At 27.5% G+C, this 20,934-nt stretch carries 21 protein-coding genes; 2 read left to right on the forward strand and 19 right to left on the reverse strand.

What is annotated here, in order from left to right; translation table 11 throughout:
* Window positions 1-3,302: hypothetical protein (locus Q0W06_RS15375; protein WP_297637638.1), on the forward strand; the 3,302-nt coding region annotated here is incomplete at its 5' end.
* Window positions 3,303-3,336: 34 nt separating this feature from the next.
* Here the strand turns inward: Q0W06_RS15375 and Q0W06_RS15380 are convergent.
* The 6 genes from Q0W06_RS15380 to Q0W06_RS15405 form a co-directional block, all read right to left on the reverse strand.
* Window positions 3,337-4,437 carry a hypothetical protein gene (locus Q0W06_RS15380; protein WP_297637641.1) on the reverse strand — a complete coding sequence of 367 codons (1,101 nt, stop codon included), beginning with the start codon at window positions 4,435-4,437 and terminating at the stop codon, window positions 3,337-3,339.
* Window positions 4,438-4,449: 12 nt separating this feature from the next.
* The gene (locus Q0W06_RS15385; RefSeq protein WP_297637644.1) at window positions 4,450-5,013 is read right to left on the reverse strand and encodes a hypothetical protein; all 564 of its coding nucleotides are present in this window, start codon (window positions 5,011-5,013) and stop codon (window positions 4,450-4,452) included.
* Window positions 5,014-5,113: 100 nt separating this feature from the next.
* Window positions 5,114-5,443 (reverse strand): hypothetical protein, encoded by a 330-nt coding sequence (locus tag Q0W06_RS15390; RefSeq protein ID WP_297637647.1) that lies wholly within the window; start codon window positions 5,441-5,443, stop codon window positions 5,114-5,116.
* A gap of 102 nt (window positions 5,444-5,545) precedes the next feature.
* Window positions 5,546-6,478: a hypothetical protein gene (locus Q0W06_RS15395; protein WP_297637650.1), complete on the reverse strand. Its 933-nt coding sequence runs from the start codon at window positions 6,476-6,478 to the stop codon at window positions 5,546-5,548.
* A 218-nt stretch (window positions 6,479-6,696) separates the two neighbouring features.
* Complete coding sequence (locus tag Q0W06_RS15400) at window positions 6,697-6,852, reverse strand: zinc-ribbon domain-containing protein (RefSeq protein ID WP_297637652.1); 156 nt, start codon at window positions 6,850-6,852, stop codon at window positions 6,697-6,699.
* A gap of 173 nt (window positions 6,853-7,025) precedes the next feature.
* Window positions 7,026-7,232: a hypothetical protein gene (locus tag Q0W06_RS15405; RefSeq protein WP_297637654.1), complete on the reverse strand. Its 207-nt coding sequence runs from the start codon at window positions 7,230-7,232 to the stop codon at window positions 7,026-7,028.
* Between the two features lie 353 nt (window positions 7,233-7,585).
* Here Q0W06_RS15405 and Q0W06_RS15410 point away from each other — a divergent pair, with 353 nt between their 5' ends.
* On the forward strand, window positions 7,586-8,497 hold the full coding sequence (locus Q0W06_RS15410; protein WP_297637657.1) for a CAP domain-containing protein: 912 nt from the start codon (window positions 7,586-7,588) through the stop codon (window positions 8,495-8,497).
* An 89-nt stretch (window positions 8,498-8,586) separates the two neighbouring features.
* Here the strand turns inward: Q0W06_RS15410 and Q0W06_RS15415 are convergent, their stop codons facing one another.
* From Q0W06_RS15415 to Q0W06_RS15475, 13 genes are all read right to left on the reverse strand, one after another.
* Entirely contained in the window at window positions 8,587-9,777 is a 1,191-nt protein-coding gene (locus Q0W06_RS15415; protein ID WP_297637660.1) for a phosphopentomutase, read from the reverse strand.
* Between the two features lie 120 nt (window positions 9,778-9,897).
* A complete protein-coding gene (gene udp, locus Q0W06_RS15420) occupies window positions 9,898-10,668 on the reverse strand; it encodes a uridine phosphorylase (protein ID WP_297637663.1) in 771 nt (256 codons plus the stop codon).
* Between the two features lie 206 nt (window positions 10,669-10,874).
* A complete protein-coding gene (locus tag Q0W06_RS15425; RefSeq protein WP_297637666.1) occupies window positions 10,875-11,570 on the reverse strand; it encodes a hypothetical protein in 696 nt (231 codons plus the stop codon).
* Between the two features lie 110 nt (window positions 11,571-11,680).
* Window positions 11,681-12,664: an SseB family protein gene (locus Q0W06_RS15430; protein ID WP_297637669.1), complete on the reverse strand. Its 984-nt coding sequence runs from the start codon at window positions 12,662-12,664 to the stop codon at window positions 11,681-11,683.
* 40 nt (window positions 12,665-12,704) lie between these two features.
* Window positions 12,705-13,391 (reverse strand): response regulator, encoded by a 687-nt coding sequence (locus Q0W06_RS15435; RefSeq protein WP_297637672.1) that lies wholly within the window; start codon window positions 13,389-13,391, stop codon window positions 12,705-12,707.
* A 3-nt stretch (window positions 13,392-13,394) separates the two neighbouring features.
* Complete coding sequence (locus tag Q0W06_RS15440; RefSeq protein WP_297637674.1) at window positions 13,395-14,930, reverse strand: ATP-binding protein; 1,536 nt, start codon at window positions 14,928-14,930, stop codon at window positions 13,395-13,397.
* A gap of 128 nt (window positions 14,931-15,058) precedes the next feature.
* A complete protein-coding gene (locus Q0W06_RS15445) occupies window positions 15,059-16,057 on the reverse strand; it encodes a 2-hydroxyacid dehydrogenase (protein ID WP_297637679.1) in 999 nt (332 codons plus the stop codon).
* A 119-nt stretch (window positions 16,058-16,176) separates the two neighbouring features.
* The gene (locus Q0W06_RS15450; RefSeq protein WP_297637682.1) at window positions 16,177-17,241 is read right to left on the reverse strand and encodes an AEC family transporter; all 1,065 of its coding nucleotides are present in this window, start codon (window positions 17,239-17,241) and stop codon (window positions 16,177-16,179) included.
* Window positions 17,242-17,421: 180 nt separating this feature from the next.
* The gene (locus Q0W06_RS15455; protein ID WP_297637685.1) at window positions 17,422-17,862 is read right to left on the reverse strand and encodes a hypothetical protein; all 441 of its coding nucleotides are present in this window, start codon (window positions 17,860-17,862) and stop codon (window positions 17,422-17,424) included.
* A gap of 48 nt (window positions 17,863-17,910) precedes the next feature.
* Complete coding sequence (locus Q0W06_RS15460) at window positions 17,911-19,332, reverse strand: 6-phospho-beta-glucosidase (RefSeq protein WP_297637688.1); 1,422 nt, start codon at window positions 19,330-19,332, stop codon at window positions 17,911-17,913.
* 167 nt (window positions 19,333-19,499) lie between these two features.
* Window positions 19,500-19,877 (reverse strand): retropepsin-like aspartic protease, encoded by a 378-nt coding sequence (locus Q0W06_RS15465; protein WP_297637691.1) that lies wholly within the window; start codon window positions 19,875-19,877, stop codon window positions 19,500-19,502.
* Window positions 19,870-20,130: a hypothetical protein gene (locus tag Q0W06_RS15470; RefSeq protein ID WP_297637694.1), complete on the reverse strand. Its 261-nt coding sequence runs from the start codon at window positions 20,128-20,130 to the stop codon at window positions 19,870-19,872. The genes Q0W06_RS15465 and Q0W06_RS15470 overlap by 8 nt, the downstream gene beginning before the upstream one ends.
* A gap of 371 nt (window positions 20,131-20,501) precedes the next feature.
* A complete protein-coding gene (locus tag Q0W06_RS15475; RefSeq protein ID WP_297637698.1) occupies window positions 20,502-20,696 on the reverse strand; it encodes a hypothetical protein in 195 nt (64 codons plus the stop codon).
* Window positions 20,697-20,934: the final 238 nt, after the last annotated feature.

The raw sequence follows: 20,934 nt of genomic DNA on the forward strand, positions 1-20,934 counted from the left end.
GTGTTTCCTATGTTTCAGCTTCTTTAATAGAAGATTCAAATATTATTAATTTATCGTATAGCAATATAATAAACTTCTATAGTATTACTGATCTTTATCCAAATAATATAGAATTTGAACTCGATGTTACTGTTAGAGCTGATCAAACTTATAGAAGTAACAACTCTAGAGTTTCTTATGGTCATGTATTTGCTGGTATAGGTGTATCTTGTCGTGGAGATTCCCTTCCTCGTGGAAGCTATTCACCAGGAAATATTTCTATTACTTCAACCTCATCTTTTAGTATGACCGCTTTAAGATATGCAGCTTATGTAACTTACCCTCTTCAATCTTTAAAAGGTGCTGGAACTTTCGGCTCTGATAACGCTACAGATATTTTTAATATTACTGTTCAAATTCAAAATACAATAGCTGAAAGTTCAAATATTTCTTTTATCTTAAACTTAGCTAATGGTATTCGATATATTGGTGGTTGGACTGCTTCTGGAAGTAACTCTTCTAGCTTTAATAGTCCTGTTTTAATAAATCCAACTGCTACTAATAATTTTGTATCTTTAACCTTAACTAATAAAACCCTTTCTGCTGGAGGTTTAGTTACAATAACTTTCCAAGCAGCTATTTGGGATAAATATACTATAAATGGTATACAAAATTCAGGAGGTTTAATTCCTTCTGATGTTGATTTAACCACTTCTATAAATTTAAGTGGAAATTTAACTTCTTTCTCTACACAATTTGCAATTAAAGCTGAAAGTTTTGTTTTAACTTATAGTTGTGCAAATAGTTTTACAGATGTATTTATGGATAACGAATTTATAATTTCATATTCAGCATCAGCCTATACAGATATTTATGATGCTTCTATTCTTTTTAATATTCCAGATGGAATGAGTTATAAAACTAATAGTAGTACCATAACTCCAACTACTATTATTGATTTAACTACTTTAACTCAAGTAGTTTGGAATTTTGATACAATCCCAGCAAATTCAGATAATATTATGAGTCTTATTACTACCACAGACCAAACTTATACCTTAATATCACCTGAAACTATTCCAAGCTATGTTTATTCAACTGATACTTTCTATACAGAAATTGATTTTAGCTATTATACTGTAGAAACTGGTATGCAATTTTCAGATTCCGCATCTGATACTTTAATGTGTGAACCTCCAATTTTAAGTACTACTATAGTTTCTTATCTTTATGGTGATGATACTGTAAAGCCTTATGATAGAGCAGCAGTTGGCGATTACGTTAGAATTGGACTTGCTTATGATGCTTCTTTTATAAATGCAAAACAAAATGTCACTTTATTTGATTTTCCACCATATAACTTAGATGTTACTTCCGTTAAAAATATTACTGTTAGCGGTGATTTTCCTCCATCTGGAGGATATACTCCAATTCCAGATAACGGAGCTAGAATAAATGTTGGAGAACTTAATGGTAATTCTGCATTCCAAATTAAGTTTGATCTTTTAGTAGGTGAATTAGCAGATGATGGATTTATTTATAACCTTGCTAAAGGTTCTTTAATAAATTCTCAAAACTTAACTTATGCCCTTATGGATTCTTCTGCAATTGACTTTGGAACTCCTCATTTACAAATTTCACAAACTCCTACTAACGAAACTTGTTTAAAACTTGGTAAGCCAGTTATATACACTTTAACAATATCCAACTCATCTACAAACCCAGTTCATTTTTTAACTGATGGATTTAATATAAATGTTTTAGCAACTATACCAAGTATTTTTACTATAGATTCAACAACTATAAGTGCTCCAAATACTATTGAGTATTCTAATTTCAGTTCTAATAACAATGTTTACTCAATGGATATCGGACAACTTCCACCTTATTCAACTTTAACTGTAACTGGGAATCTTTCAGTTAATACCACTCCTATTATGAGTAAGGATTATCCAACTAACGGAAGTTTAAGTAATGGTACTAGTCAAAGTAATCCATCTTCATTTAAATATACTCATAATGAGTTTCCTCTGAGCTCTAAAGTAGATTTATACGGTTGTTCACCAAGTATTTACAAGACATTCATTCCAGATACTGTTAAAGTAGCCGATCCTTTTAGTATATATTTAGCTGTAACTTTTCCATCTGGATGTTTAGCTTATAATACTAAAATTAAGGATTCATTAATTTCAACTGATTCTTCTAATATTAGTAATATTAGATTAAATGGAAATCCTGCATCACCAAGTATATCAACTAATAATTTGATTCTGCCACTTGCTGATGTAACTAATACAGCTACTGGAACAGTAAATTATCTTTTAACCTATAATGATAAGGCAATAACTGTAGATGACCCTGCTAATTATATTGAAACTTTCAATACTAACTGTTCTACTGATTGGTCAGAAATACTTTATTTTCCTGAAGCATATTCTAAAAACTATTCAAGCAACTTAAATGTATTGCTTCCAGGTCTTACTATGGTTAAATCTCAAAGTAATGTAACTGAATCTATTGCTTATGATACTGAACCTATCTTTGGAGAAAGAAATGATTTAATTAACTATAAGCTAAGTATTACTAATATAGGAACATCACCAGCATATCAAATAAATCTTGTAGATACTTTACCTCATTCATTAGAATATCTTAGCGATAATTCTAATGGTTCATATAATCATTTAACTAACGCTGTAAATATTACAGTACCATCTATAGCTGCAAATGAAACTACTGATGTTATTATTAATACTCGACTTAAACTTGATCCACCACCTTCTGGTGCTTTAAATCGTTCTTATGTTGGATTTAAACAAAATGATATCTCATCTTTAAAAACTGTAACTACTATAAGTAATTCAACTTTAATTTACGATTCCTTAGATGAGCACATTTTATCTAAATACCAAAGGAATCTAACTACTGGTGAACATTTCACTCAAAGTTCAACTCGTTGCTTTAATAGTCAAGTTTTAGAATATCAATTAGTTATTTCTAATAAAACAAATTCTGATTTTATAAATTTAAATATAGAAGATACTTTCCCAAACAAATTTACATTTATATCTCACGATACTTTTACAGAAGGTAGTTTATCTTTAAGTTCTAATGTTTTAACTATATCAGTACCTACTCTTAGAGCTAACAGTTCAGCTACTTTAACTTATAGAGTTCAGCTTAATTCTCAAAGCGTAAGTCTTGAAAGCTCTCAAGCTACTGGTACATTTGAATTTGCAGCAAATCCAAATATTTATACTGCAACTTCAAATACTCTATATGTAAATTTATCTGAAGTGGGAAGAGGTTTCTTATTCTATTAAAAAAAGATTGTCTCATATTTTTGAGGCAATCTTTTCATTTAAAATATATATCTTTTTCATTTCTCTCTTCTACTAACTTTAACACTAACTTTTCTAGTTCTCTTTCTTCAATGCCTTTTTTATGAATGTCTATTATATTTTTAAGTCCATCAAGTCCTATCGGAATTATATTCTTCTCAAATTCTCTATTAACTTCTATTTTTTCTCTCACTACTATATTCCAGTAATTATTCTTTGCAAATTTATAATGACCATATATCTCCCTTTCAACTTCATCATTTAAAAAGTACTTTATATAATTCAATGTATTTCCAGGGATGTTCTTACTCACTTCTGTTTCTAAACCAACCTTAACTTTTTCTTTTCTAAATTCATTTATATCATTTTTAAATTTTCTTTCCTTTTTATCTATTCCATCTATTATAGTTAAATTCATCTTTAATTTTAACTTTTCCATATCTTTTATCATATTAGAATCTAAATATATTAAAGGCTCCTTTAGCTTTTCAAACCTTTCTTTATAATCTTTATTTACTATATACTCTAAAAACTCTCTATAGTCTATTCCCTCAAAAGGAGCAAAATTTTTATATGTTATAACTTTCTCTATTCTTCTTTTATATAGAATCTCATAAATGATCTCAATATAATTCATTGCACACATATCTAAAAATAAAAGTTTGATATTAAAGCTGTTTATCTCTTCTATTAAATTTAATGTATTAATAGATATTCCAGGAGATGTTTCTAAGTCTAACAAAGCTTGAAAAGGCCCACCATGTCCAGATATCATTAGAATATTATAATCATCATTATTTAAATATCTTTTTAGAAATTTACCTATGTTTAAATATTTAACCTTTCTATCTAATATTTCTTCTTCATCAAAGTATTCTTTCCATTCTATGTCTCTAAATTCTTTATTTGAATATATAAAACTTCCTACTTTATTTTCTTCATTTTCTACTTCTGTTTTAGTCCATAAATCTAAAGGATCACTTTTTATTATTTTATATAAACAATATACTTCTATTCCTTCCATATCCTTTATTATATTTTTAAAATCTTCTAAATTCTTATTTAAAGGATAAAATAAATCATTACTTCCATTTAAAATATAAAATATTTTAATCACTTTTCATTTCTCCTAATTTCTATACATATATATTGGTTTACAACTTACTTCCTCTATTTCTTCTCCTATTTCCATTTCTTCCTCAACTTCTACTTCCTCTATTTTTTCTTTCTTACAAACATTATTATATCTTTCTTCAACCTCATATCTTTTTTCGACTTCATACCTTTCTTCATACTCTCTCTTTGAACTTCTTCCTTTACACTCTTTTTTATTTTTATTTTCTTCTACCATCTTATATAATTCTTTAACATCCTCTAATTTTAACTGAAGAAGTGTTTGACTCCTAAAAACATTTTTTATTGTTTCATTTACTGAATTATTAAATGCTAATAAGATTTCTGAACTCCTTACTCTATCGCAATCACACTTGTTATTACATGGATCATAACTTGTGCAATCATTTAAATTACTCTCCATTTTTTTTATAATACACTGTAATTTTTCACCCTCTGCATTTAAAATATGCGATAATCCTATCTCTTCCATGGCAATAGAATTTAATAGAAGCTTTATACTATCCTCCATATCTAAATCTATTTCCGGATTTATATTCGGAATATTTGGTAATGACATTTCTCTCTCCCCTTTATAATTTAATATCCTAAAAATATAAGCAATACCTTTAGATATTGCTTATATTTTTACTCATACTTCTATTTTATTTCTATAAAATCTATACTGTACTAGTTGATATAATTTCCATAGCATCTTCAAGTTTTAATTGAAGCATTAATTGGTTTCTTAAAACGTCTTTTAATGATCCACTTACTGATTTATTAACTTCTAAAACTTTATCAATAGTAACTCCTGCTGGTGGTGCTATTGCATTTCCATCTCCATCAGTTAATGTACCTAATACATATTGAATTTTTTCTCCTTCAGCATTAATAATATGACTTAAACCTATTTCTTCCATTCCTATTGAAAATAGTATTAGATTTACAGCATCAGACCTATCAACGGTAACGTTAGGATTCATATCGGGTATTTTAGGTAATGACATATTCTTCTCTCCTTTTATAACTTTATTTTTTTTATTTAACTTACATTAATATTATATACAGGAGTAAATCCAAATGTTCCTACTCTTATCCAAGCACTCTATCTATATTTTCACTATTCTTAAATTCCCTGTAAACCCTAAATCATTTATAATTATTCCATTACCTATAATACACATATTTAAATCTGAATTCTTTTTTATAACTTCTATTAAAAAATGTCCACTATACATATGCTCATCACAACTAGTTTGTACAAAACTATATTCTAAAGGCTTACTATTTAATTTTAAAAAAATATATCCTTTTCTCTCACTTCTAATATTTAAAGAATAATCTACCTGATAGACTCCTTCTTCTAAAATAACAATATTCTTTTTATCCTTTTGCACTACTATATTCTTAGATATAACACTTTCATCCCAAGTGATTATTTCATGATTCTCACATTTAATAGGTTTTTGATTTTTAGATATAAAATACCCATACCCCTCTTTTTTTTCTTCCTTTTCATTTTCTACTCTATTTTCATAAAAAACCTTCAAAAAAGGTTTTTTCATTGATTTCTCACTTAAAAATTTTAATATTCCACCATCATTTACCCCAAGAATAGTTATGCTTAAATTTTTTTCTCCTTGTTCCTTTTCCACAATATGTGTAATATCAAAATTTATATATTTTCTTTTATAATCTTTTACTATTTTATATAAAGTATATTCTTGATTAAACTTAGGATAATTCATATAATTAATACTCTTTATATCTTTTATAGTTTTATTTACTCCTATATCTAGCATATATTCATCTATCTCTGAATCTAAACCTATACTATCTAAAAAAACACAAAGTTCTAATTTAAAACTTCCATTTACCTTTTGGATTTCCTTTATCTTTTTTAACTCTATATTAAAAATAGCTCTATATTCTTTTATTCCATCTTTACCTATAATTAAATTTTCAGAACTTGAAAAATTCTTTTCTCTTTCTAAATTATAAATATAAGTAGCATCTATAGAATATTCTTTTACATAATTCAAACTTTATCCTCTCTTATATAGTGCTAATCATTAATATATATTATTTTTCCACTCTTTTTATTCCCTTTCCTTTTTTTAAATAAATCTATAAAAAAAAGTGAAACTATTTTATTTCACTTCATAACCATAAACTTTTGTAGAATATTAATTCTATACTTTTCTATACATTAAAAAAGTGGATTCATAAATGAATCCACTGTAACAATCAATAATAAAAATTATCTTCTGTTGTTTTGTTGTTTTCTAGCTCTTCTACAAGCTGGACATCTTACTGGTTCGTTGTCGAATCCTTTTTCTTTGTAGAATTCTTGTTCTCCTACTGTGAATACGAATTCATTTCCGCAGTCTTTACATACAATTGTCTTATCTGTCATAATATATCTCTCCTAAGTCTTAAAGATGATAATTTGAATATCTTTTAACTATAAAAGAAATATATTCAAAAAATATCTTTTTTATTTTTTTTAGCTTTTAGCTACTTTTAATTATATAGACTTTCTTCTATTTTTGCAATAGTTTTTTATAACTTTTTTATAACTTTTTTTCACTATTTTAAATTTTCTTCATATAATCCATCTTCAATGATTTTATTACATAAAATTCCTATATTTACTTCTCTTGTATCCATATATACATCTATTATTCTATCTGCTAATGTAACTTCAACATATTCTACATGTGTTCCATCATCCTCAGTTATGTTTATAACATCATATGTAATTATTTCTTCTTTTAATTGTTTTTTAGTTATCATATTACACTTCCTTTATCTTGAATTTAAAATAGTTTATATCTTTTAAATAATTCCTATTTCTTAAGTAACTTCTTTTTCTTATAAGCCTTCTTAACATTTTAACGCTATTATATCATTTATTTACCGAAAATCCAAAACTCTACTTTCACTTCTATATTGAACTAATTAATGCAATATTTAATTTTAATTCCATTAAAAATCTTGTTAATTTCTAGGAGAATTATTTCGATTTCATGAATTTTTTTAATATAATAGGACAAACTAATATATTTTTAAGTATTATCTATATTCTCTATAAAAAAATAGAAACACTTTTAATATATTATTTAAAATTATCGAAAGGATGTATTTTAATGATAAAGACAAAAATTTTAATGCTTTTAATTTCAGTAACTACTTTAATAGGAGGTCTTTCTATTTTTCATAAAGAAAAACAAACACTTCCTAATCAATCACTTACACCACAAGTAGAAAGTGATAGTTTAAAAAATACTGATACCGGTTCAAACACCAACTCAAATACTGATTCAAATACTGATTCAAAAAACGAATCAAATTCAAATATAAATAGTAATTCAAAGACTAATCCACCTACTAATACTACTGATAATTCAGCAAGTAAAACTATTGTTAAAGCTGATACTAAATCAGATTCTAAATCTAAAAATGCTGATTCTAGCCCTACTAATGATACAAAAAATACTGCCCCGAGACAAGAGGAAAGTTCTAGTAAAAAAGAACCTACTCAAGACACTACACTAGCTACACCACAAGAACCTGCAAAAACCCCAGTTTCTGAAGAAAAAACTGCACCAAAAAAAGCTCCTTCTTCAGTTACTGAAACCACATCCCAAACTGATATAACTGCGCAGATTCAGCAACTTATTTTTAGTAAAGTAAATCAAGAAAGAGCTAACGCAGGTATTAAACCTTTAGCTTATAGTACAAGTATGCAAAGTTTTGCTATAAAAAAATCTAAAGATATGGCTGTAAATAATTATTTTAATCATGAAGATTTAAATGGAAACTTAGAATCTACTTATATAAAACAAGCTGGTATTAATTTTAGTGCATGGGGTGAAAACATTGCCTATGTAGATAGTACTTCAAATGCTGAGAGTATTGCTAATACTATTATGAGCAATTGGATGAACTCACCTGGTCATAAAGCTAATATTCTATCAACTAGATATACTCAAATAGGTGTTGGAGTTTATAAAATAGGAAATAAATATTATGCAACTCAAGAATTTTTAACACCTTAATATTGATTAAATATTTTCTTATAAACTTATATACTTTTCCATATATAAAAAAAGCATCCTTGCAAAATTGCAAGGATGCTTATACTTAATTATTTTAATTTTTCTAATATTGATGATCCAATTGTGTTTTCTGGCATTTTAAATCCAAAGTTATCTACAATTGTAGCTCCTATAGTAGCAAATGTATCTACTGTAGGTAATATTTCTGTTCCTTCCATTGAAGGTGAGTATGCTAAGAATGGAACATGTTCTCTTGTATGATCAGATCCTTTATAAGTTGGATCATTTCCGTGGTCTGCTGTAATGATTAATAAATCATCATCTCTCATTCCATCTAAGAATTCTCCAAGCTTAACGTCAAACTTTTCTAACTCTTCTGCATATCCTACTGGGTTTCTTCTGTGTCCCCATAAGGCATCAAAGTCAACTAAGTTAACAAAACATAATCCTTTAAAGTCTCTCTTTTCAATTTCTATCGCTTGTTCCATACCATGAACTGAGCTTTTTGAACTATTTCCTTCTGTTATTCCTTCTCCATCAAAGATATCTTTGATTTTTCCAACTGAAATAACTTCAAGTCCATTATTTTTTAATACATTTAATGCTGTTTCTCCATATGGTTTTAAAGCATAATCATGTCTGTTACTAGTTCTTTTAAATTCTCCTGCTTTGTTTCCTAAGTATGGTCTAGCTATTATTCTACCAACCATCCATTCTGGTTTCATAGTTAATTCTCTAGCAATTTCACAACATTTATATAATTCTTGTAATCCAAAAGTTTCTTCGTGTCCACAGATTTGAAGAACTGAATCTGCTGAAGTATAAACTATCATATCCCCAGTTTTCATTTGGTGTTCTCCAAGTTCATCTAATATAGTTGTTCCACTAGCACTTTTGTTTCCTACTATTCCATGACCAGTTCTTTTTGATAATTCATCTAATAACTCTTTTGGGAATCCTGTTTCAGTAAATGTTTGGAATGGTTTAGTTATATGAAGTCCCATCATTTCCCAATGTCCAGTCATAGTATCTTTACCATTACTAGCCTCTTTCATTTTCATTTGGTATCCAAGTGGTTTAGTAACTGGTGCTACATGTTTAATTTTATGAAGATTAGCAAGCCCAAGCTTTTGTAAGTTTGGTATATTAAAGCTATCTACTGATTCTGCAATGTGTCCTAATGTATCTACATTCTCATCACCAAATTTTTTAGCGTCTTCTAATTCTCCAACACCTAATGAGTCTATTACTATAGTGAATATTCTATTATATTTTTTCATAATCTTTTCCTCCATCCTTCATTGCCTCTAAGTTAAACAAAAATAGTCTTACTTTGCAATGAATCCTGCTTTTGCTTATTTATAAATATTAATTGTCAATTTATATTTATTTTATTTTATTTATTTTTTATCTTCTTTAATAAGATTTCTAATAGCTTCTACAGCTGTTTTTATAGCAATTTCTGTATCGTGAGCTACTGGATTATCTAATCCTTGTTTCTCTCTTTCTTGGTTAGCCATAACTAGGAATATTGCTCCTACTCTAACTCTTAAATAACTACCTACAATAAATAGTGCAGCCCCTTCCATTTCAGAAGCTAAAGCTCCACATCTTATCCAAGCTTCCCATTTGTTTTCTAAATCATAACTAACTGGTTTTGTGCTTGGTGAGTGTTGTCCATAAAAAGAATCTTTAGATTGACAAACTCCTGCATGATATACAGCTCCTGTATCTTTACAAGCTGTAACTAGTGAATTTACAACATCTAAGTTAGCTACTGCTGGGTATTCAATTGGTGCATACTCTCTAGTAGTTCCTTCTGCTCTTATAGCACCAGTTGCTACTACTAAATCTCCACCTTTAACATCTATATCCATTCCTCCACAAGTTCCTACTCTTATGAAAGTTTTAGCTCCACATTTAACTAATTCTTCTAAAGCAATAGCAGCTGAAGGTCCACCAATTCCTGTTGAAGTAACACTTACACGTACTCCATCTAATTCCCCTGTATAAGTAACATACTCTCTATTGTCTGCTACTAAAACTGGATTATCTAAATATTTTGCTATTTTCTCGCATCTTTTAGGGTCTCCTGGCATTATTACATATTCACCAACTTCTCCCTTTGCTACGTCTATATGATATTCTTTTGCACCTTCTGCGTAAATCATTATTAATTACCTCCTAAAATAAAACCTTTTTAATATTTCTTAAAAACCTATAATATTATATTATCACAATTTTATCAATGAGAGCAATCGTTTTCAGATTATTTTTAATATTAATATAATTCTCCACATAAGAAATAGATAAAAATAACACTTACCTAGTATTTTTATCTATTCACTATCATATTATGTATTTTTTTCACTATTTATTAATGTATTCTTTTTGCCATTGATTTTTTTCTTTTATTTTTTAAATTTCTAGTTACTACTATCCCTATTAATATTATTAATACTAATAATATGCTTACTATTACTTTCCATATTGTGTTTATTTCATAACTTATTTGCATCTTCGTATCTTCTGTTAGCTCTGAAACTTTATAATTCCACTTCACTTCATTCATTCCTATATATTCCATAGCATTGCTATTTACAAGCTTTCCTCTAAAACTAACAACATTACTAAATGGTATATTATTTATATAATCTATATCTTCCTTTGTATTATAATTATCCTTTATATTAAAAATATTTTTATTTATAGACATTTGGATATTATAAATTGTCTTATAAAAATAATCTTTTCTTTGAATGCTATAATTAAAAAGTTTTTCTATGCTTTCATTAGTTCTAAGATTTTCTACTCCTTTTGCATCTATTTTTATTTCTTCTACATTCCATTGCCCTTGCTTATATTTATCTACTTCCACATTATCAAGCTTTAATCCTTTAGCTATAAACTCATCATTTATAAAGGATTTTGCTTCATCATCATATAAAATTTTCAAAGTAAATTCTACTTTTCCGTTCTTCTGTATATCTGTTTTACTTTGTATATTTACATCACCACAACCTACAAAACTTATTCCTAAAATTAATATTATTGCAAAATAAATCCTCTTCATAAAAACCCCTCCTATAAATCTTATAGGTAGTTTTTTCTTTTTTCTCATTATTTATGCAAATTTATAAAAAAGGTAAGCATTTATTTAAATACTCACCTTAAAAATCCATTTTAATTCTTTACGTTCTCTTCCTTTGACTCTATAGCCTTTAACCAATTGTCTATTTTAGATTTATTTTCTTTATCTATTTGTATTTTAAGTCCATCAGGATTTAAAATAATATTTTTTTCTTTTGCAATGTTTAATGCTTCAGTATACGTTACAACTAATCCTAAAACATCTCCACTATATCTTTTTCTAAACTCTAACCAATCTGTAAAAATTGGAATCCAATCTTCTTTTTTCTCATCAACAACTTCTAAAAACTTTATATTTTCTAAATCTTCTTTATCTTTATTTTCATCTTTATATACTATTGGAATTAAATATTTACTAGTTCCAATTAGCTTGACCATTTCTGCTTCTAACATCATTAAAGCTTGCATTTTTCCTCTGTACTTTAATTCTTCATTCTTAGACTCTTGAAGATACTTTATTATTGAATAACATAATTCTTCATTAGTTAATGGAATATCTTTTTCATCAAATCCACTATAATCCATTTTTAAGATTATATCATTTATATCAATATCTATAGTATATTGCCCCATATCTATAGTTAAGCCTTTAACTCCAGCTTTTTTAAGTTCTCCAATTTTATTTATTAATTTATGATTATCTAGCCTTTTCATATTTAGTATAAGATTTGATTTTCTATAATGTTCCTTTGCAATCTCACCATACTCTTCCCCAGAAAAAAGCCAAACTCTTCTTAAATTATCCACATGGGGATATTTTGTAGCTTTATTGTATGCCATATAAAAGTCTTCCACCTTTATTTTTTCTACAATTGCCTTTATAAAGATTTTAACCTTTTCTTCAAAATCAATTTCTTTACCTTGTTCTTCACTTCTCATATTTTGACTAGTATAAATAAGATAGATAATTTCTTGCATATCTAACTCTTGTACTCTACTTATCTCATTTTTCTTCCATTTATCCTCATTTAAGCTTTTATTAAATAAAAAACTTTCAATTAATCTTTTTTTATCCATTTAGCAACCCCCTTTTATCCTTAATTTTACATTATTGCTTTTATTTTCGCAACTTATATTTAAGTTCAGGTCTTCCCACGTTACCACTTGTTATATCTACATAAACAAAATTCTTTTCTTCTAAGTAATCCATATATTTCTTTATAGTTACATTACTTATTTTTATATTTCCTGCAAGCTCTCTTAGTGTCCATACCCTTTCCTCATTATCTTTTAAGAACTCAACTATCCTTCTTAATGTTCTACAATTAAGCCCCTTTGGCAGTTCCTCTTCTTCATTCTTAAACTCATTTACATTTTTCAAATTTAATAAATTATCTAATATATCTTGATTTACTTCTTTTCTGCTCTTTAGCATTTCTCTTTTCTTTTTAAACTTTTCAACACCTTCTTTAAATCTATCAAATTCAAATGGCTTAACTAGGTAATCCACTATTCCAAGAGAAAATGCTTTATTAAATTCATCAATTCTATTTGCAGCTGTAACCATTATTACATCCGTTAATATCTCTTCTTCTCTCATTTCCTTTAATATTTCTAATCCATTTTCCTTTGGTAAAAATACATCCATTATTATTAAATCTATTTTTTCTTTATCTAAAACATCGAAAACCTCTTCCTTAGATAAAACTGGTCCTAGAACTTCTACTTCTCCTACCATTTCTAAATATTTTCTATTAATTAATGCTACCATTGGATCATCTTCTACTATTAATACTTTTATCATTTGCTACTCCCCTTTTTTCAAAAGTACAGTAAATATCTTTTCTTTATAAAAACTATTTATTTCAATTCTTCCATTATATAGTTCAACTCTACTTTTAACTAAACTTAGTCCCGTACCTCTTCCTTCCCCTTTAGAAGAAACTCCTCTTTTAAATATTTTCTCTTCAATACTCTTTTCTATTTCTTTCCCATTATCAAAAACTTCAATTACAATTTCCTTCTCATCTTCAAATAGATTTACACTAACTTCTGTTGCTTCTGCTTCAAATGCATTTTCTATTAAGTTTCCTAGTATTGTAACAATATCATAAGAGCTTATTATTCCATGATTTGAATAAAGAAATGCCTCTTCTTCTAATTTAAGAACTCCTCTTCTCTCCTTTGCCACAAGCTCACGACTTAACATTAATGCCCTTACATAATAATCTCCTATAGTTGAAAACTTATTTGTACTATTCTCTTGTATTTCTTGTATCTTTAAAATAAACGCTTTTGCTTCTTCATAAGCTTCAATATGTAATAGTCCTAAAATTACATGCATATTATTTTTATATTCATGTACATTAGCTCTTAAGTTCTCTATTATCTGGTCAACACCTGTAATCTCTTTTGCAACCTTATTTATATTTGCATTATCTAAAAGCGTTATTACCATTCCTAAAGACTCTTTTCCTCTTTTTATATGTCTTGTAGATACAAATACTCTTTTCCCCTGAATTATAAACTCCTTTAATTCAAGTTCTTCTTCTTCATCTATATATTTCTTTATCTTTTCTATAAATTTCAACTCATCAAAATCTTCTATTATTTTATAGCAACTATTATTTATTTCAGTTATTTTATTATATTTATCTAATCCTATAATTCCTTCTTCTACAGTATTTAAAATAATATTTTTCTCATTATATAACTTTGCTATTTCTTCTGGCTCCATATTTAAAGTTTCTTTTTTTATTTTTCTTGCAAAAACTTTAGCTATTAATATGGATATACTTAATGCACATATAAATAGAAGTAAATAATCTCTTTTAGTTCTATTATTCATTAAAACTATTTGATTGTAATACTTTCCAACCATTACAAATCCCACTTCTTTTCCATCTTTATATATTGGTTGAAACCATCTTAAAGTTTTCCCCATAGAACCCATCATCACTGAAAAATAACTAGTTCCATGTTCTAAAACTCCTTCTTTATCTGATCCAACAAACTCCTGTCCTATTTGCGCTGGGTCTAAATGAGAATATTTTATTCCCCTCATATCAGCAACTACAATTATACTTACACTATTCATTGAATCTATATAAAGCTTTGTAAGATCTTGAATTTTCCCATCTATCTTTTCTTCACTTAAATTATTTTGAACCATCCGGTTATCTGCTATAGACTGTCCAACTTTTTCAAGTGACATTTTTATAGAGTCATTTGTATCATTTATTTTTGTTGTTATGAATACCCAATAAGACAAAAGTAATGGTATAAAAGTAATAATCAATGCCCAAATTATTATTTTTCTTTCAAAATTTAACTTTTTCTTCATAGTTCTCCTTATATTTTTCTCAAGTTTAAATTTTAACAGCATGAAAACCCATTAGTCTATATTATTTTCTTTAATAAATAGTAAAAAAAAAGAACATACTTTTAATAATATGTTCTCCTTTATTATATTTAGGCTATGCTGTTAATACAAGTTCCTTTATTTAGATATTCTTGTAAATTTTCATAAGAAAATTCTATCATATTCGTTAAGGCTTCATCTGTATATGAACCTATATGTGGAGTTATTAAAACTCTTGGATACATAGAAACTAACTTTTCAAACACAGGATTCTCTAAAGTTTGTCCTTTAAAGTCTTTAAAGAATGTTCCTGATTCTCCTTCTAATACATCTGTTCCAAATCCAGCAATTTTACCAGATTCAACTCCCCTTATAATAGCTTCTAAATCTTGAACTTCACCTCTAGCTGTATTTACTAAGATAGCTCCATCTTTCATTTTTGATATAAACTCATCATTAATCATATGATAGTTTACTCCTTTTATATAAGGCATATGTACTGAAATCACATCTGCTTCTTTTAATAAATCATCAAGTTCCATAAATTCTACAATTTCTTTTGCAGCATCACTTTGGAATACATCATAAGCTATAACACGTGCTCCAAGTCCTTTAAAAAGCTTTGCTGTTGTAAGTCCAATTCTTCCTGCACCAAGTATTGCCACAGTACAGTTTCTTATTTCTTTACTAAACATAAATGGATCTACTACAAAGTTTCTTTCTCTTGTATTATTAACTGTATATGCTGTATGTCTTAATAACATCATTCCTAAAGAAACTGCAAGTTCTCCTATAGCATTTGGTGAGTAACCAGGAACTCTTGCACATTTTAAATCTAAATCCTTAACTGCTTCTAAATCTACATGATCAAATCCAACTGTTCTAGTTAAAAGATATTCTAATCCGTTTTCTTTTAATAATTCTAGATTTTTTCTTGTAGCTTTACAGTTTCCTCTAACCATTATAGCTTCTGCTCCAATAGCTTCTTTAACATTTTCATCATTTAACCCTAAAGTTATAAGCTTTAAATCATATCCAAATTTTTTATTTATTTCATTAAAATATGGTACTTCTGTTTCACGAACTCCATAACAAACTAACTTAATCATATTTCATTCTCCTTTTTCTCTTTAAAATAATCTATGTAAATACTCAAATTCCATGTTTATTAATAGTTAAAAGTTAAGTATAGATACTAGTTCTTTCTAATATCTATACTTTTTTATTTTTATTTTACAAATATATGCATATTGGAAAGTACCTGTAGTATTATAATCCAAATAGGCATTGCTATAACTGCTACTACTGTAGATAAGAGTGAACAGTTTGAAGTAAACAAGGCTTCTCTGTCATAACTTATTGCATATGCTGCTGCAACTGTTGCTGTTGGTGCAGCCATCATTATTACTGTTGTTGCCATAGCTGTAAACTCTACTGGTAATATTCCTGTTTTATCTAATATTAATAATAAAACTATGTTTATAACTGGAATTAATATAACTTTTATTACACTATATCCCCAAGCATCTTTTTGAACTACTGCTTTCTTAAATGGTACTTCTGCTAAAGTAGCTCCAATTGATAACCATGCAAGTGGTGATGCTAAATCTTTTAAGAAAGTTAATGGTTTATAAAGCCATGGAACTGTCTTATCAATTCTTAAAAATGCAAAATGTTGAACCTTTCCATTTACCATTACATCGACTTGTGGCATTTGATTTTGGAAAAGCCAAATTAATAAACCAATAAGTGTTGCTAAAATAATTGGATTTAAGAAAACTTCTTTTACATTTTTCTTTAAGCTCTCTTTGTCCATTTTTGCTCCAGACATTTTTATAAATGCATATGAATATAAGAAAACTCTGTAAGCTATGTTAAATATGTTTGCATACATTGTACCAAGTGCTCCATAAACTGCTGAAACTATTGGTGTTCCAAAGAAAGTAGTTGAACCGAAGATAGTTAATACTCTGTATACGTCTTGCTTGTCCCCTTTTACTTTTATGTAAATTAGTTTTGAAATTGGAATTAAAATTATGTAAATTACGAATCCCCAAATTAAAATATTTAATCCTTGTTTTAATTCATTTTGATTAATGTTACTCATAAATGAAGTAAATGCTAATGCAGGTAATGAAACTGAAAGAACAACTTTAGATAATACCTTTGACCCCACTCCATTTATAATTTCTTTTTTTCTTAAATAAAATCCTAGTGCTATAATTGCGATAGATGAGAATATTGCTCCTAATATCCCCTGGTCTGTTAATGTACTTTTTACGATTTCTAACATTAAAAACTCTCCTTTGTCTTTTTTTTAACATTCTTTTGACAAGACCTATTCTACAAGTTTGTATATTTTTTAACAATTTATTTAAATTAATAAATAATTATTTAAGTTATTTAAGTGAATTTTATGAATTAAAGACAAAAAAATAAGGACTAGCATCTCTCTGCTAATCCTTAAATATTGTTATTTACCACATAAACACATAAAGTAATCTAGTTCATCTTTTTTCATATTCAATGTAGATTCCACGTTAAATTTTAAACCTAGTTTCAAATATTCCTTTATAGGATCTTCTATAAAAGCTATATTTTTCATTCCTACTTCATCTCTTGAGTGAACATCTAGGTCAATAAATCTACAATCTTTTAAATAATTCATTCTAGCCAGTATTCCCATTACCACTTCTCTAATAAGCTCATCATTTATTTCTCCAAGAACTATAGTTTCTATATCTCCACTATTTATTCTTTGAAGAAGCTCTTCATTTTCCCCAAGTGCTTCTTTTATTAGCTTAAAATTTAAGCCACCATTTTTAAAACCACCAAAAACTCTAGCCTTATTGTTTATCCAAAGCATCTTACTGTTTCTCTCATCTACAGATATATCCATTTTCCCCTTTAGCATTTCTCTCTCTCCTCATCCCATACCCAAATTTATAAATAAAGAATCTTTTTAAAGTTCTTCTCCATTAGTTTCTATTACTTTTTTGTACCAATAAAAAGATTTCTTTTTTAACCTTTTAAATGTTCCATTTCCAAAGTCATCTCTATCTACATAAATGTAACCATATCTCTTACTCATTTCTCCTGTTGATGCTGAAACTAAATCAATACATCCCCAAGATGTGTATCCTAAAAGTTCTACTCCGTCTAAATCTACAGCTTTTATCATTTCTTTTAAATGTTCTCTTAAATACTCTATTCTATAATCATCATTTATATTTCCGTCTTCTTCTATAGTATCTTTAGCTCCAAGTCCATTTTCAACTATAAATAAAGGCTTTCCATATCTATCGTAAAGTTCATTCATAGTCACTCTTAATCCAACAGGATCAATTTGCCAACCCCATTCTGATTCTTTAAGATATGGATTTTTTACTGTTTCAAAAATATTTCCATCAGTTTTTTGCATTCCCTTATCAGCACTTGTACATCTTGATGAATAGTATGAGAAAGAAATAAAGTCTACAGTATTTTCCCTTAATACTTCTTTATCTTCCTCTGTTATGTTTAAATTTATTCCTTTTCTTTCTAACTCTTTTAATGCATAGTTTGGATAGAATCCTTTAGATTGAACATCTATAAAGAAGTAATTTTCTCTATCCTTTTCTAAAGATTTTAATACATCATCTGGATTACAAGTATGAGCATATGTTTTACCTGCAGCTAACATACATCCAATTTTAAAATCTTTATTTATTTCTTTAGCAAACTTTGTAGCCATAGCACTTGCAACTAACTCATGATGAGCTGCTGTATATTTAACTTCTTCAGCATTTTCACCATCTTCTATGGTAAGTCCTGCTCCCATAAATGGCATATGCAGAATCATATTTATCTCATTAAATGTAAGCCAGTATTTAACTTTATCTTTATATCTAGTAAATATAGCCTTGCAATAATTTAAATAGAAATCTATAAGTTTTCTATTTCTCCATGCCCCATATTTAGTAACTAAATTCATAGGCATATCAAAGTGACATATAGTAACTAAAGGTTCTATTCCATACTTTAAGCACTCATCAAAAAGTTCTTCATAAAACTTTAAACCTTCTTCATTTGGCTCAGTTTCATCTCCATTTGGAAAAATTCTTGCCCATGAAATAGATAGTCTATAACATTTAAAGCCCATCTCTGAAAAAAGCTTTATATCCTCTTTAAAATGCTCGTACATATTTATACCATCATGTGATGGATAAAAATGTTCTGAATCTGGCTCTAACATCTTCATTTTTCCAAGAGCCACCTTAAATCTATCTTTTCCATGAGGAACTACATCTACAGTACTAAGTCCTCTTCCGCCTTCTAAATATCCGCCTTCACATTGGTTTGCAGCAGTTGCTCCACCCCATAAAAAATCCTTTTGTAAACCCATCTTTATCCTCCCTTTTAAAACAATTTATAACTTAATTATGGATTTTTTTCCTTCAAAAGTCAACTTTTATTTAACTTTTGTTAAAAATTTATTCACTTTTTATTCATTTTTATTCAATCTCTTAATCATCTTCAGCTCAAAAAAACTCGCTATTTTCAAGCGAGTTTTTACTTAATTTCCATATTATTTAAATCTATTCTAGCCTTTATCTTTTTCAAAAAGTTCATTCCAATTATTCCTTCTATATCAAATCCATAATCCATTACACCTATTTCAACTTTAAAATTTTCTATCTCAAATGTTCCAACTTTTAATTTTTCTAAGTTTTTCACAAATACAAATTCATCTCCACCGACACCTGAAATTGTTTCTATAGTATCATTTTCATCAATAACAATATCTATTTCTTCAACTTTTTCCATCTTAAAAATAGTTCCTCCTGAACCTGTATCTATTAATATATTTTTTAATAGCAATTTTTTATGATTATGCTCTATTTCTATATCACAAAAAGGTAATCCATACAGTTCTTTTAATTTAACCATTTTTTCTTACCCCGATCCATACTCTTTCCTCAATATTTAACTCTTTATGTTTTGTATTATAGACATACATCTCTCTACTTTTATCTTTCTTATGTTTTTCTGCATATTCTTTTAACGCTAATCCACCATTTGTAAAATCATTAATTACAGACATGTCCTTTACAATTCTCTTAGAGTTTTTTGATTCACTTTCTAAAGCTTCAATAAGCACCCATCTATTTGGATATTTTTCTCTTACTTCATTCCACTTCATCTTTTCTTTCCTCCTATCATCCTATATTTATTCTTTATTAGTCAATATCCTTCGAAATCTCTATCTAAATTATACCCATTTCATATAAATTTTAATATATTTATATATAAATAAGTTATTCAAATAAATTAATTTTTAAGGCTATGGTTTAAACTAGTATTGATATATAAGCAAATAAAAGTGAACAAGCTAAACTAACTTATTCACTTACTTTTTTGCTCATATAAATAAATTCTACAAGCTCCCTATGTAAATTCTCTTTTTATTCAACTCTAAATAATCTATTCAAAGTTAACTTTATTAAGTAGTCAACTACCTCATTATATTTAACTATGTCTATCTCAAAAGGTTCCAATTCTACAACTCTTGGATTACTTTTCTTTTTTTCCTTTTTCATAATCTAAGCTTAGTCCAACAACGGTACCTAAACATAAACCTGTAGATATCTGATTGAATAATACTCCAAAAACCACGCCTAATCCTAAACAAATTGGAAAGTAATAGCTATAATCAGTAATTTTTTCTTTTGAATTATCCCCTTTATTTTTAGTGTTATTTTCCCCCATAAATATCCCCCCCTAATTAATCATCTATTATATTGATATATTATATATAAATATTTTCTTTATCATACAATAAATTATAAATTATATAAATATTGGTTGTCTAGTCTTAAATTTTCTTATAGTTGTATAATTACAAAAACTGCAAGAAGTAGCAAAAGCTAAACCTCTTGCTACTGAAAGTTGTCAAGAAAAGTACACAAATAAAACAGTGAATTTTAACTAACTAGCACTTGCTCAT

The organism is uncultured Clostridium sp., from assembly GCF_947072515.1.
Lineage (GTDB): Bacteria > Bacillota > Clostridia > Clostridiales > Clostridiaceae > Clostridium.